Source organism: Ruegeria sp. CDSA021 (assembly GCF_059612325.1).
The window spans coordinates 48,600-61,703 of record NZ_JBXWQJ010000001.1; the positions used below are offsets into that span (position 1 = coordinate 48,600).

Annotated in this window: 11 protein-coding genes; 8 read left to right on the top strand and 3 right to left on the bottom strand. The window is 56.0% G+C overall.

Annotation, left to right across the window (positions count from 1 at the left end):
• Positions 1 to 156 precede the first annotated feature (156 nt).
• Positions 157 to 3,093 (top strand): Rne/Rng family ribonuclease, encoded by a 2,937-nt coding sequence (locus AC2FLD_RS00240; RefSeq protein WP_496671323.1) that lies wholly within the window; start codon positions 157 to 159, stop codon positions 3,091 to 3,093.
• Positions 3,094 to 3,141: 48 nt separating this feature from the next.
• On the opposite strand, the gene AC2FLD_RS00245 is transcribed toward AC2FLD_RS00240, so the two are convergent.
• Positions 3,142 to 3,375 carry a sulfurtransferase TusA family protein gene (locus AC2FLD_RS00245; RefSeq protein WP_496671320.1) on the bottom strand — a complete coding sequence of 78 codons (234 nt, stop codon included), beginning with the start codon at positions 3,373 to 3,375 and terminating at the stop codon, positions 3,142 to 3,144.
• Positions 3,376 to 3,481: 106 nt separating this feature from the next.
• On the opposite strand from AC2FLD_RS00245, the gene AC2FLD_RS00250 reads away from it, so the two are divergent.
• From AC2FLD_RS00250 to AC2FLD_RS00265, 4 genes are all read left to right on the top strand, one after another.
• On the top strand, positions 3,482 to 4,234 hold the full coding sequence (locus AC2FLD_RS00250; RefSeq protein ID WP_496671318.1) for a cytochrome c biogenesis CcdA family protein: 753 nt from the start codon (positions 3,482 to 3,484) through the stop codon (positions 4,232 to 4,234).
• Positions 4,235 to 4,296: 62 nt separating this feature from the next.
• Positions 4,297 to 5,511, top strand: coding sequence for a hypothetical protein (locus AC2FLD_RS00255; protein WP_496671315.1), 1,215 nt, complete (start codon positions 4,297 to 4,299; stop codon positions 5,509 to 5,511).
• Complete coding sequence (locus tag AC2FLD_RS00260) at positions 5,508 to 6,857, top strand: cytochrome P450 (protein WP_496671313.1); 1,350 nt, start codon at positions 5,508 to 5,510, stop codon at positions 6,855 to 6,857. Before AC2FLD_RS00255 ends, AC2FLD_RS00260 begins: the two co-directional genes overlap by 4 nt.
• A gap of 73 nt (positions 6,858 to 6,930) precedes the next feature.
• Positions 6,931 to 7,812: a fructose bisphosphate aldolase gene (locus tag AC2FLD_RS00265; RefSeq protein WP_496671310.1), complete on the top strand. Its 882-nt coding sequence runs from the start codon at positions 6,931 to 6,933 to the stop codon at positions 7,810 to 7,812.
• Between the two features lie 176 nt (positions 7,813 to 7,988).
• On the opposite strand, the gene AC2FLD_RS00270 is transcribed toward AC2FLD_RS00265, so the two are convergent.
• On the bottom strand, positions 7,989 to 8,336 hold the full coding sequence (locus AC2FLD_RS00270) for a hypothetical protein (RefSeq protein ID WP_496671307.1): 348 nt from the start codon (positions 8,334 to 8,336) through the stop codon (positions 7,989 to 7,991).
• A 394-nt stretch (positions 8,337 to 8,730) separates the two neighbouring features.
• Here AC2FLD_RS00270 and AC2FLD_RS00275 point away from each other — a divergent pair, with 394 nt between their 5' ends.
• From AC2FLD_RS00275 to AC2FLD_RS00285, 3 genes are all read left to right on the top strand, one after another.
• The gene (locus AC2FLD_RS00275) at positions 8,731 to 9,699 is read left to right on the top strand and encodes a TAXI family TRAP transporter solute-binding subunit (protein WP_050603444.1); all 969 of its coding nucleotides are present in this window, start codon (positions 8,731 to 8,733) and stop codon (positions 9,697 to 9,699) included.
• A gap of 98 nt (positions 9,700 to 9,797) precedes the next feature.
• On the top strand, positions 9,798 to 12,407 hold the full coding sequence (locus AC2FLD_RS00280; protein WP_496671304.1) for a TRAP transporter permease: 2,610 nt from the start codon (positions 9,798 to 9,800) through the stop codon (positions 12,405 to 12,407).
• Positions 12,404 to 12,835: a universal stress protein gene (locus AC2FLD_RS00285; RefSeq protein ID WP_050603442.1), complete on the top strand. Its 432-nt coding sequence runs from the start codon at positions 12,404 to 12,406 to the stop codon at positions 12,833 to 12,835. Before AC2FLD_RS00280 ends, AC2FLD_RS00285 begins: the two co-directional genes overlap by 4 nt.
• Before the next feature lie 15 nt (positions 12,836 to 12,850).
• On the opposite strand, the gene AC2FLD_RS00290 is transcribed toward AC2FLD_RS00285, so the two are convergent.
• Positions 12,851 to 13,057: a TIM barrel protein gene (locus AC2FLD_RS00290; RefSeq protein WP_496671302.1), complete on the bottom strand. Its 207-nt coding sequence runs from the start codon at positions 13,055 to 13,057 to the stop codon at positions 12,851 to 12,853.
• Positions 13,058 to 13,104: the final 47 nt, after the last annotated feature.

The following is a 13,104-nucleotide window of genomic DNA, read 5'->3' on the forward strand; positions in this document are numbered from 1 at the left end:
GACGCGCGCGCAACGATTGAGAGAACGGGCAGGGGGCCACAGCGCCAGACCCTGCCGCGCGCCGTCTGATATCGCCCTGACAAGACACCTCCCCAAAAGCGCCTGTCCGCCTGGACAGGTAAGGACAACGCGTTTGGCGCGGTGCACCAAGGAAACATGGCTAAGAAAATGCTTATCGATGCCACCCACGCGGAGGAAACTCGCGTTGTGGTGGTTGACGGAAATAAGGTCGAGGAGTTCGACTTTGAATCCGAAAACAAACGCCAGCTTGCTGGCAACATCTATCTTGCAAAAGTAACACGGGTTGAGCCGTCGCTGCAGGCGGCATTTGTCGACTACGGTGGGAACCGTCACGGTTTCCTCGCGTTTTCGGAAATTCATCCGGATTATTATCAGATCCCCGTCGCCGACCGTGAGGCGCTGATGGAAGAAGAGCGCGCCTATGCCGAGGCGATGAAGGCGCGTGACGAAGCTGAAGAAGCCAAGCCCAAAAAGCGGCGGTCCCGGACGCGATCCAAGGCCGCTGATGTGAAGTCGGACGATCCGGTTGAAACGATGGAGGTTTCAGCCGAGCCGACTGGTATGGAAACCATCGATCTGGCCGACGGCGAAGAAACGGATTCAGAGGTGCCTGAGGGGACCTCACCCATGGAGATTGTGGCTGATACGCCGGTGGAAGAGCCGGAAGCCAGTGATGCAACCCCATCGGAAGCTGGTTCTGAGGACGCTGAGCAGGCGACTGTTGTCGAGGGCGATGACACGTTTGATGCGGTCGAAGCAACCAGCGACGATGTGCGTGAAGCTGTTGAAGATGCCGGTGAAACCTCTGATGAGGCATCTGAAAACATTGCAGATGCACTCAGCGAACCTTCGGACGAGGCGAATGTGGTAGAGGCTGAAAAGTCAGCCGCTGACGACGCCGACGCCTTGGACGAAAACCCATCGGAGTCGGATGGCGACCAGGACGCGAATGGTGAAGGTGCTGAAAGCAAGGGAGCCGATGCGTCTTCGAAGGACGATTCGATTGAATCGGTGGCCGACGAGGATGACAGCGAAGACATCCGTCCGCCTCGCAAACCACGCCCGCGTCGCTACAAGATCCAGGAAGTCATCAAAGTACGTCAGGTTCTTCTGGTGCAGGTCGTCAAGGAAGAACGCGGCAACAAGGGTGCTGCGCTGACAACCTATCTGTCGCTGGCGGGTCGGTATTGCGTATTGATGCCGAACACCGCACGTGGCGGCGGCATCAGCCGCAAGATCACCAATGCGCCCGACCGCAAGAAACTGAAAGAAATTGCCTCGGACATTGATGTGCCGACCGGGGCGGGTTTGATCATCCGAACGGCAGGGGCCAAGCGAACAAAATCCGAAATCAAGCGCGATTATGAATATCTGCAACGGTTGTGGGAACAGATCCGCGCGCTGACGCTGGAGTCGATTGCGCCTGCAAAGATCTATGAGGAAGGCGACCTGATCAAACGGTCGATCCGGGATCTTTATAACCGCGAAATCGACGAAGTTCTGGTCGAAGGTGAGGGCGGCTATCGCATCGCCAAGGACTTCATGAAAATGATCATGCCGTCCCACGCCAAGAACGTGAAACGGTATGAAGATGCGCTGCCTCTGTTTGCGCGCTATCAGGTGGAAAGCTATCTGGCGGGCATGTTCAACCCGACAGTTCAGCTGAGATCCGGCGGTTATATCGTGATCGGTGTCACTGAGGCTCTGGTGGCGATCGACGTGAACTCAGGTCGAGCAACCAAGGAAGGATCGATCGAGGAAACCGCGCTGAAAACCAACCTGGAGGCCGCCGAAGAAGTGGCGCGTCAGTTGCGTCTGCGGGATTTGGCTGGTCTGATCGTTATCGATTTCATCGATATGGACGAGCGCAAGAACAATGCGGCGGTCGAAAAACGTCTGAAGGACAAGCTGAAAACCGACCGTGCGCGCATTCAAGTGGGCCGGATTTCGGGCTTTGGTCTGTTGGAGATGAGCCGCCAGCGTCTGCGCCCCGGTATGATCGAGGCCACCACGCAGCCATGCCCGGCCTGTCATGGAACCGGTCTGATCCGCTCGGACGACAATATGGCCCTGTCGATTCTGCGTCAGATCGAAGAGGAAGGCACCCGCCGTCGCTCGCGTGAGGTTCTGGTGCGCTGCCCGGTCAGCATCGCCAACTTCCTTATGAACCAGAAGCGGGAGCACATTGCGCAGATAGAAGCGCGCTATGGTCTGTCAGTGCGGATCGAAGGCGATATTCATTTGGTCAGCCCTGATTTTTCGATGGAAAAATTCAAGACCGCCAGCAGAATCGTACCTGAAGCCACAGCACCTGTTGTATCCGTCGATGCCTCATTGATGGATTTGGTGGATTCGTCCGATGAGGAAGAGGTCGAAGACGAAATTGCTCAGACCGAGGAAGAAACTAAACCCAAGCGCAAACGCCGCCGGCGTCGGCGCAAGAAGGGCGGGGTCAATGGTGACGCGACAGAGCAATCCAGCGATGGTACTGACGCCGAGACGCAGGAAAGCACGTCGATAGACAAAGCCGATGAAGAGGGTGCGGCTGAGGTTGTCGAAGAAGAAGTTACCGAAGAAGAAGTTGCTGACGAAGAAAAACCCGCCAAGCCCAAGCGCAAACGCGCACCGCGTCGTCGGAAGAAAGACGTAGTCGCGGAAGAAACGGCCGAACAGATTGAAACGGCAGTTGCCGAAGCTGAGGTCGTTACGGATACGCCTGCGGCAGATGAGGTTGTTGAGAGCCCACAGGTCGAAACACCAGAAGTTGCTGAAGACCATGGCGAGGGTGTTAAAGCGGAAGCTGAGACCGTTGAAACCACGCCTGAAGCACCCGCGATTGCCGAAGAGGCCACCGTTGAGGATTCACCAGCCGAAGAAACTTCTGCTGTTGTGGAAGTACTTGCAACGGAAGCGGCGGAAGCGGCGGAAGACTCCAGCTCAGATGATGTCGAGCCTGCCGCAGAATCCCCTGAGGAAAAGACGTCCGAACCTGTTCTGGAAACTGTGGCGGAAGAACCGGAACCTGGCCCTGCCAAGCCGAAGCGACGCGGGTGGTGGTCGCTGGGCAACTAAAGACAAGGCGGGCCGATGGGCCCGCCTTTTTCGTAAGCGGAGGGTTATTCAAACAGTTTTTTGGATCAGATACACCTGATGTGCCCCATCAAGATCTTGTGACAACAGCGTATGCCCGACCTCAGCGCAAAAATGCGGAACATCGACGATAGCGGCCGGATCATCGGCCAGCACGCGCAGGACGGCCCCTGCGGGCATGGATTTCAGCCGTTTACGGGCTTTGAGAACGGGCAGAGGGCACAACAGCCCCAGAGCGTCCAGCGTTTCTGTAATCTCGGTCATGCAAATCGGGATAGGGCCAAGTTGAAATATTGTCCAGATTCCAACCACGAGGATGTGACCGAATGGCCCCGTGACGGATCGCCAATCATCACTTATGTGCAGAGACATGTTCGGAATTGAAATCATAGACGCGGGACTGCTGCCCGCCATGTTCGTCGCCCTCCTGGGTGGTTTGATCAGCTTTCTGTCGCCTTGCGTGCTGCCCATCGTGCCACCCTATTTGGCGTATATGAGCGGTGTCACAATTAACGAGATGCAGGACGAGGCCCGCGCGCGGCGCAAGGCAACCCTGTCGGCTTTGTTCTTTGTGATGGGACTGTCGACCGTCTTTCTGCTTTTGGGCTTCACCGCGTCGGCCTTTGGGGTGTTTGTTCTGCAAAATCAGGTTCTTTTCGCCAAACTCTCGGGCGCTGTGGTGATCGTGTTTGGCCTGCATTTCCTGAACGTTTTCCGCATCCCGTTTCTGGACCGTGAAGCACGTATCGACACCAGCGAATCCGGCGGCTCGGTCTTTGGTGCGTATATCCTGGGTTTGGCGTTTGCTTTCGGCTGGACGCCCTGCATCGGCCCTCAACTGGGCGCGATCCTCTCGCTGGCGGCGAATGAGGCGTCTGTTGCGCGGGGAACAGTATTGCTGGGTGTCTATGCGGCAGGGCTTGGCATTCCATTCCTGCTGGCCGCAATGTTCCTGAACCGCTCGATGACCGTGATGAACCGCATCAAGCCCTATATGGGTACAATCGAAAAGGTTATGGGCGGCTTGTTGTTGTTTGTGGGGATCATGCTGATCACCGGCCTCTTTACCCGGTTCAGCTGGTGGTTGCTGGAAACCTTCCCGGCTTTGGCAAACTTCGGTTAAACCGCTGACCCCCTTACCTTGACCTCAAGCCTGCGTTAACCTGCACGGCAGAAGGTAAGGGCATGAGCAGTCAGATAAATAGGCCTCGGGTGCGCAAACGCAGGGTGTTCTACATACCCGGCTATGATCCGTTTCCGCCCAGACGATACCGCGAGTTGTATAGGTCCGAAGCACAGGCCCAAGCCGCGATTTCCGGCTACGAGATTTCTGTGTCAGCCAAGCCGCGGTCCGAGGTCTTTGGCTGGCACGTCACGTCGGTTCAAGATGATGACCGGGTACACACGGAGATCGACGTACTGGTCTGGTCGGATATCGTGCGCGACAGCATGACAGGGTCGATCTTGTCGACCTATCTGCAACTGGTTCGAACCGCTTGGATTTACATCTCAACAGGAACACTGCGCCGGTTGATGGGGCTACGTAAAGGGCCTGTAATTGCCGCGCTATATCCGGTTGGAATGCTGTTGTTGCAATTGCTGGTTGCGATCCTGGTTGCCTGGGCGATGACGAAACTGTTGAACCCGATGGTGGGGCTGTGGGCTTTGGTTCCGGCAGGTGTCCTGGCCTATTTCGTACTTCATTGGTTTCGCACAATCGATAACCGCTTGTTCGCGTATTACCTCATGTATGACTACGCATACTCTGCGCAATTGAATGGGGAAACACCGCCGCAGTTGCAGGCAAGACTGAACACGTTCCAAGACCTGATCAAACAGGCTTTGACCGAAGACGTGGATGAGGTTCTGGTGATCGGCCACAGCTCGGGCGCGCATCTTGGTGTGTCGGTGTTGGCTGATCTGATCCGCAACCAAGGAGGGCACGACGGTGGCCCGGTATTGTCGTTTCTGACTTTGGGGCAGGTGATTCCGATGGTGTCTTTTCTGCCAAGCGCGTACCGTTTGCGCGCGGATTTGCAGTTTTTGTCCACGCAACCCAATGTGGCATGGGTCGACGTTACCGCCCCCGGCGACGGCTGTGCTTTTGCGCTGTGCGACCCGGTTGCGGTCAGCGGAGTGGGCAGCCCTGACAAGAAGTGGCCATTGGTCCTGTCAGCAGCGTTCACTCAAACTCTGTCGCCTGAGCGCTGGAAGGCGGAGCGTTGGCGGTTCTTCAAACTGCATTTTCAGTATCTCTGCGCTTTTGACCGTCCGGGTGCATACGATTATTTTCGCATCACGGCGGGCCCGCAAACACTGGCCTCGCGATTTGCCGGACGCGCGCCTTCGCCGACATGTATTGATCGTCCCGTGTCAAAATACACCACGGTCCACACATGATCCCGCCAAAGCCAACCCCGCGTCCTGACAAGGTATCGCTTTGGCAGTATCTGAGGCTGTTTCGAAAGGATCTGCTTTCGGCACAACCGCAACGGCTCTATCGCGCCTGGATGGCCGAGTTTCGAACGCCGTTCTTTAGATCCTACATGATAAATCAGCCTGAACTTGTTGATCTTGTTTTAAAAAAAAGACCCGACGACTTCCCGAAATCCAACAGGATCAGTGAAGGTTTGCGACCTCTTCTGGGGGAATCGGTGTTTTTGACCAATGGCGAGGCTTGGAAACGGCAACGTCGCATCATTGATCCGGCATTCGAAGGCGGGCGGTTGAAGGACACGTTTCCAGCTATGCTTGCTGCCTCGCAGGCCTGCGCAAGTCGGCTGCGTGCCAGAGTTGGGGATGAGATCGAAGTAGAAGAAGTCACCAGCCATGTCGCTGCGGATGTCATTTTCAGGACGCTGTTCTCGGTGCCTATCGAACATGAAATCGCGGCGGAAGTGTTCCAGAAGTTTCGCGCCTATCAGCGGCAGCAACCGCTTTTGAACCTTGCTGCCTTTGTACCTCTTCCGCGTTGGGCCCCCCGGTTTCATTCTGATAACGCATGGAATAGTGCAAACGATATCAAGAAGTTGATCGAGCAACTTACAGTGAAACGTGCGGCGGGCATAGCCGAAGGGCGGGCACCTGACGATCTGGCGACCAAGATCATGACAACACCAGATCCGGAAACCGGGACGTGTTTTGAGACCAACGAGATGATCGACCAAGTGGCGATATTCTTTCTGGCTGGACATGAGACCAGCGCGTCTGCTCTGGCCTGGGCACTTTACCTTTTGGCGCTTCACCCCGACTGGCAGGATAAAGTCGCGCATGAGGCTCAGGCACTGCGCGATCCGTCCTTTTCGACCATGTCCAGACTAAAGATCAGCCGGGATGTGTTTCGCGAAGCTTTGCGGCTTTATCCACCTGTGCCGATGATGGTGCGCGAATCCCAGTGTCCTGAACGGTTCCGGGACAGGGACATTTCCAAAGGAGCACAAATCGTCATCAGCCCGTGGCACCTGCATCGACAGGAACGGTTATGGGACAATCCGGATGGGTTCGATCCTTCGCGTTGGAGTACCGCGAACGGCAAGGCGTGCCAGCGCAATGCCTACATTCCGTTCTCTGCCGGACCAAGGGTCTGTACCGGGGCCGGGTTTGCGATGGTTGAGGGGCCTTTGATCCTGTCGATGCTGTTGCGCCATTTCAAATTCGAAACAATCCCAAACAAAACGCCGGTTCCAGTGGCGCATCTGACCGTTCGATCCAAAGATGGGATATGGTTAAGGTTGGTTGAGCGCTAACAAACTACCATCGTCCATCACCGTGCTGTATGCGAGGGATGAAATCGGAATCATTCTTGAACGGGAAAGCATTATGTCCAAAGCAGAACAGCGCGCGCAGATGTCCAACGGAGCAGGCTTTATTGCTGCACTGGATCAAAGCGGCGGATCGACCCCCAAGGCGCTGGCGCTGTATGGGGTGGACGCGTCGGATTACGCCTCGGAAGAAGAGATGTTTGGCGAAATCCAGAACATGCGTGCGCGGATTATTCTGGCGGACGACTTCACCAAGGACAAAGTCATCGGCGCAATACTGTTCGAACGCACGCTGAGCGAACAAGTCGAAGGCCGCAAAGTCGCGGATTACCTTTGGTCGGTCAAAGGTATCGTTCCCTTCCTTAAAATCGATAAAGGTCTGGAAGAGACAGCCAATGGCGTTCAGATGATGAAACCGATTCCGGGTCTGGCAGAAACGCTTGCAAAGGCAGAGGGTTTGTTCGGCACCAAAGAGCGTTCGGTGATCCACGAAGCCAACGCAGAGGGCATTGCCGCCGTTGTGGCGCAGCAATTCGACGTCGCGCGCGAAGTTGTTGCCGCAGGGATGGTTCCGATTGTCGAGCCCGAGGTGAATATCAACTCGGAAACCAAAGCCGAAGCGGAAGAGATCCTGAAGGCTGAAATCCTGAAAAACCTCGACCAGCTGGGCGAGGGGCAGGATATCATGCTGAAACTGACGATCCCAAGCGCGGCAAACCTTTATGACGACTTGGCCGATCACCCCCGTGTGGTGCGTGTGGTCGCTTTGTCAGGTGGATATTCAACGGAACAAGCGTGTGATCTGCTGGCCCGGAACGGCAAGATGATCGCATCTTTTTCGCGCGCGCTGACCGAAGGTCTGTCGAAACAGCAATCGGATGCCGAGTTCAATGCAGCCCTGGGCGGAAACATCGACAAGATTTTCAAAGCGTCAGTTTGAGCTTTGAAACAAAATTAAAAAGCGGCGCAGTTGCGCCGCTTTTTTTGTTCTAACCGCGGGCCTGAAATCTACCGATTAAATTCCTTTAGACGTCAAAACAGCGCGTGAAGGATGAACACACTTGCGCCGTATCATGTCTTTCTCCATGCGGTGCAGAAGTTATCCTTGCGTGGTTCTCAGGATGCGGGGCAGGTGCCTCGATCAAACTTCTGGACCGCACCTTTGACCATCATATCGTATTTCAAGCTGTCGTAGTTCACCACAAACGTGACGACCTGTTCGTCTTGCATCAGCAGAACCGTCATTGATTCTCCGACAGGATAAATTGTGGCCTCGCCCTGCAGATCACCTGTGGCAAGATAGCCTTTGTCCGAACCGTCCGACCGCTTTACAGTAACGTTGCTGCCATCGACATCCGACACACATTCAACTGTAAAATCATCTTGTTGTAAAACGTTCTTAGCCAAAACCGGGGTGGCCGCCGTCGTTGCAACAGCCAGCACGAAGAGGTATTTTTTTACCATTTTGAGTTCCAAGGTTGGGAGTTTTCTGTTCGCTGGGTCCGGCGAAATGGGCAATCATTCCGCCCGAACCTGGCGAGCAGGTGCCTGCCATTTGCGCCAGGAATGAGGCATATGTTTGAACTTTAAATGTCGCTCGAAAAATGGGATGGCCTCTGGCGTTCTGAAGGGGAAACTTCGAGAATTCAGGTCATATATGCGGTTTGGCGGGATCAATCTTGGCGCTGACCTTGACAATCAGTGTCTCTGAATGAAACCTCTTAAGGGTTGGGAGACACTGGAAAATTCAAATGGTTAGACCTGTTGCAGGACGGGCCGATTTTCAGTATCGGCACGCTTCCCTGAGCAGAGAAACCCATTTGGTTCCAACTGCCAGAAAAAAATTGGGAGTTAACACATGAAAAACAGTAGCAAACTGAGCCTTGGCGCGTTTGTGACGGCTGCCATGATGGCGCCTGCCGCATATGCCGAAGAATTCATCACCATCGGCACCGGTGGCGTGACCGGCGTGTACTATCCGACAGGGGGCGCGATCTGCCGTCTGGTGAACAAAGGCCGTAAAGAACATGGCGTGCGCTGCTCGGTCGAATCGACCGGTGGTTCGGTCTACAACATCAACACCATTCGCGAAGGCGAGCTGGAATTTGGTGTGGCGCAGTCCGACTGGCAGTACCATGCGTATAACGGCAGCTCGAAATTCGAAGAGGCTGGCCCGTTTGAAAATCTGCGTGCGGTTTTCTCGGTACACCCCGAGCCCTTCACCGTTGTGGCGCGTGCCGATTCCGGCATCACTAACTTTGAGGACCTGAAAGGCAAGCGCGTCAACATCGGTAACCCCGGTTCCGGTCAGCGCGGCACCATGGAGGTTCTGCTGGGTGAAATGGGCTGGACCACCGGTGATTTCGAACTGGCGACCGAGCTGAAAGCGGCTGAGCAATCGGCGGCTCTGTGTGACAACCAGATTGACGCGATGGTCTACACCGTGGGCCACCCCTCGGGTTCGATCCAGGAAGCCACCACCGCGTGTGATTCAGTTTTGGTAAATGTCAGCGGCGACGCTGTGGACAAGCTGGTGGGCGACAACTCGTTCTACCGCACCGCAACCATCCCAGGTGGCATGTACCGTGGGTCCGATGGCGACACCGCGACTTTCGGTGTGGGCGCAACTTTTGTGACCTCGGCGGACGTGTCGGATGACGCGGTTTACGCGGTTGTCAGCTCGGTGTTTGAGAACTTCGATGACTTCAAGAAGCTGCACCCTGCATTTGCCAACCTGAAGCCGGAAGAGATGATCGCGGATGGCCTGTCGGCACCGCTGCATCCGGGCGCCGAGAAGTACTACAAAGAAAAAGGCTGGATTCAATAAACCAGACCTGACGCAGGGCGCCCACGGGCGCCCTGCACACAACCCGTGTGAAACGGGGTTCCAAAAGGCCAGAAAAGGCCGTGACGGGGAGACATTGCATGAGTTCCGACACACAATCCAATCGCCCGCTATCCGAAGAAGAACTTCAGGATCTGGTCGCATCTTCCGACGCCGGAGGGCGTAACCCGGTCGGGAACGTAGGGATTTTTCTGGCCATCGTGGCCGCGATCTGGTCGATTTTTCAGGTTGTTCTGGCCTCACCAATCTCGAACTATGTTCTGCCCGGAAGCGTTGTGAACAACGCGCGTCAGTTCCATCTGGCCTTTGCGATGTTCCTGGCGTTTGCGGCTTATCCGGCGCTGAAATCCAGCCCGCGCGGCTATATCCCGATCCAGGATTGGATCATGGGGCTATTGGGCGCGTTTGTCGCGCTGTACGGTTATTTCTTCTATGACAAGATCGTCAATGCGGGCGGTCTGGCCGATAATACGGATAAGTGGATCGCTTTGGGCGGTCTGCTGTTGCTGTTCGAGGCCGCGCGCCGTGCGCTTGGCCCGGCCATGGCAATCATCGCAACGATTTTTCTGGCTTATGTTTTCTTTGGCTCATCTGAATACGTTCCCGAAGTTATCCGCTGGAAGGGTGCGAGCCTGAAAAAGGCAATGAGCCATATGTGGATCACGTCCGAAGGCGTATTTGGTATCGCGTTGGGTGTTTCCACGAAATTCGTGTTCCTCTTCGTTCTGTTCGGGGCCTTGTTGGATAAGGCCGGGGCAGGGAACTATTTCATCAAAATGGCCTTCGGGGCGCTTGGCCACCTGCGTGGCGGTCCCGCCAAGGCGGCTGTTGTGGGCTCTGCTGCGACCGGGCTGATCTCGGGCTCGTCGATTGCAAATGTTGTTACCACCGGGACCTTCACCATACCGCTGATGAAACGCGTGGGCTTTTCCAGCGAACAGGCGGGTTCGGTTGAGGTTGCAAGCTCGGTCAACGGGCAGATCATGCCGCCCGTGATGGGCGCTGCGGCCTTCCTGATGGTGGAATATGTTGGCATCTCATATGTTGAGGTCATCACCCACGCATTTTTGCCCGCCGCGATTTCTTACATCGCGCTGGTCTACATCGTGCATCTTGAAGCGGTGAAGCGGAACATGCCGACCTTGGGCGACCGGGAAGTGCATCTGGCGCGAACCGTTGTCGGAATGTTGTCGTTCTTCCTTGTGTTTGCCGGCCTGTGTTACAGTTCACAATTCCCGGTGGAGGCGGTGACACGCTGGGCACCTTCTGCCGCAGGATTGATCCTTAGCCTGATTGTCTGTGCGATCTATGTCGTGCTGCTCTATCTGGCTTCTAAAGTGCCGGATCTTGAGCCCGACGATCCAAACGCCAAAGAGGTCACGCTGCCGGTCATCGCCGACATCTACAAGGCCGGTTTGCACTACCTTCTGCCGATCATCGTGCTGGTTTATTTCCTGATGATCGAACAGAAATCGCCCGGCCTTTCGGCCTTCTGGGCCACCGCTTTGCTTTTCGTGATCTTGCTGACCCAGAAACCGCTTAAAGCGATCTTCCGGGGTGAAAGCGATGTCTATAACCGCTTTATCGACGGCATCGCCGACCTGTGGCAGGGCCTGATCGACGGCGCGCGCAACATGATCGGGATCGCTCTGGCTACGGCCACGGCGGGCGTAATCGTCGGCACAGTAACCCTGACCGGTGTAGGGCAGGTGATGGCCGATTTGGTCGAGTTCCTTTCGGGCGGCAACCTGATCCTGATGCTGATCATGGTTGGTATCCTCAGCCTGATCCTGGGCATGGGTCTGCCGACCACGGCGAACTATATCGTTGTCAGCTCGTTGATGGCCGGTGTGGTTGTCGAACTGGGTGCACAGAGCGGCCTGATCGTGCCGCTGATCGCCGTACATCTGTTCGTGTTCTACTTCGGGATCATGGCGGACGTCACACCTCCAGTCGGTCTGGCCAGCTTCGCTGCGGCCGCTGTTTCTGGTGGTGACGCGATCAAGACCGGCTTCACGGCGTTTTTCTACAGCTTGCGCACTGTAGCGTTGCCCTTCGTTTTCATCTTCAACACAGACTTGCTGTTGATCGATGTGACTTGGGTCGAAGGTATCATAGTCGCCATATTTGCGACCATAGCCATTTTGGTCTTCACAGCTGGCACCATGGGGTACTTCCTGACCCACAGCCGTATCTATGAAAGCATTGCCCTGATCTTTGTGGCCTTTGCCCTGTTCAGGCCGGACTTTTTCATGGATCGCATTTCGCCCCCGTTCCAGTTGGTTGAGCCTGCTGCATTCGAAGAGACAATCGGTCAGGCACTTCCGGGTTCAGAAGTTCGGCTGGTTGTGTCCGGACCCGATTTCGACACGCTTGAAATGGTGGATACAACTGTTGTCGTCACCGTGGGCGAAGAAGAAGGCGGCGCCGCACGGGTCGAGGCAATGGGCCTGCTGCTGATCCCCGAAGACGGACTGGTTAAGTTGGAAGAGCCCTTATTCGGCACACCAGTAGCCGATGATCTTGGCAACTTCGACTATTATGGGGATGAGGCCGTGCGCCTGACCTCGGTCAGCCTGCCGTCCAGCCAGCCACCGAAGCAGCTGATTTATATTCCTGCGATGATCCTTCTGGGTTTCATCGCCTTCCTGCAACGCGGCCGGGCCGCCAGAGAAGAGGTGCTCGCATGACTGGTTCGGTACTGTGCGCCATTGATATCAGCAATGGCGAAATTGATGCGCCCGTCCTGCAAAAGGCGGCCGCTCTGGCGGATTTGGAAGGGGCGCAGTTGGATGTGGTGACCGTGCTGCCGGATTTCGGTGAAAGCTGGGTGTCCGGTTTCTTTGAATCCGATTTCCACGAAAAAGCGCTGGAGGAGGCTCAGGCCAAACTAACGGCGCTGTGCGTTTCGGCTTTGGGGGCAGAGCGTAATGAAAGCATCCGCCATGTTGTTGCGACGGGAACAGCCTATCAGGAGATTCTGAAAACCGCAGAAGGGGCCGGATCCGATCTGATCGTGATCGGCGCGCATAAGCCGGATCTCAAGGATTATCTGCTTGGCCCGAATGCCGCGCGCGTGGTGCGGCATTCTACTGTTTCGGTCTACGTGGTCCGCTGATTATTCGGCCAGCCCCTACGCGCAGTGGTGTTGAAATCCAGGCGGCACATCGCAGCTGTTGCGTAGCTCCAAAACCAAACGCGCGTCCGGGGCGCTTTCTGTCAGTGCTTCAAAAACGGCCGGCCAATTGACTGTCCCCTTGCCGTGCGCCCAGTGGCGGTCGGCATATCCGTCGGCGTCCTGCAGATGCACATGGGCCAACCGCGTGCCCGCCGTCCGCACATAATAATCTACCGGAGGAGCGCCGGTCGCCCCAAGGGCGGCTGCAG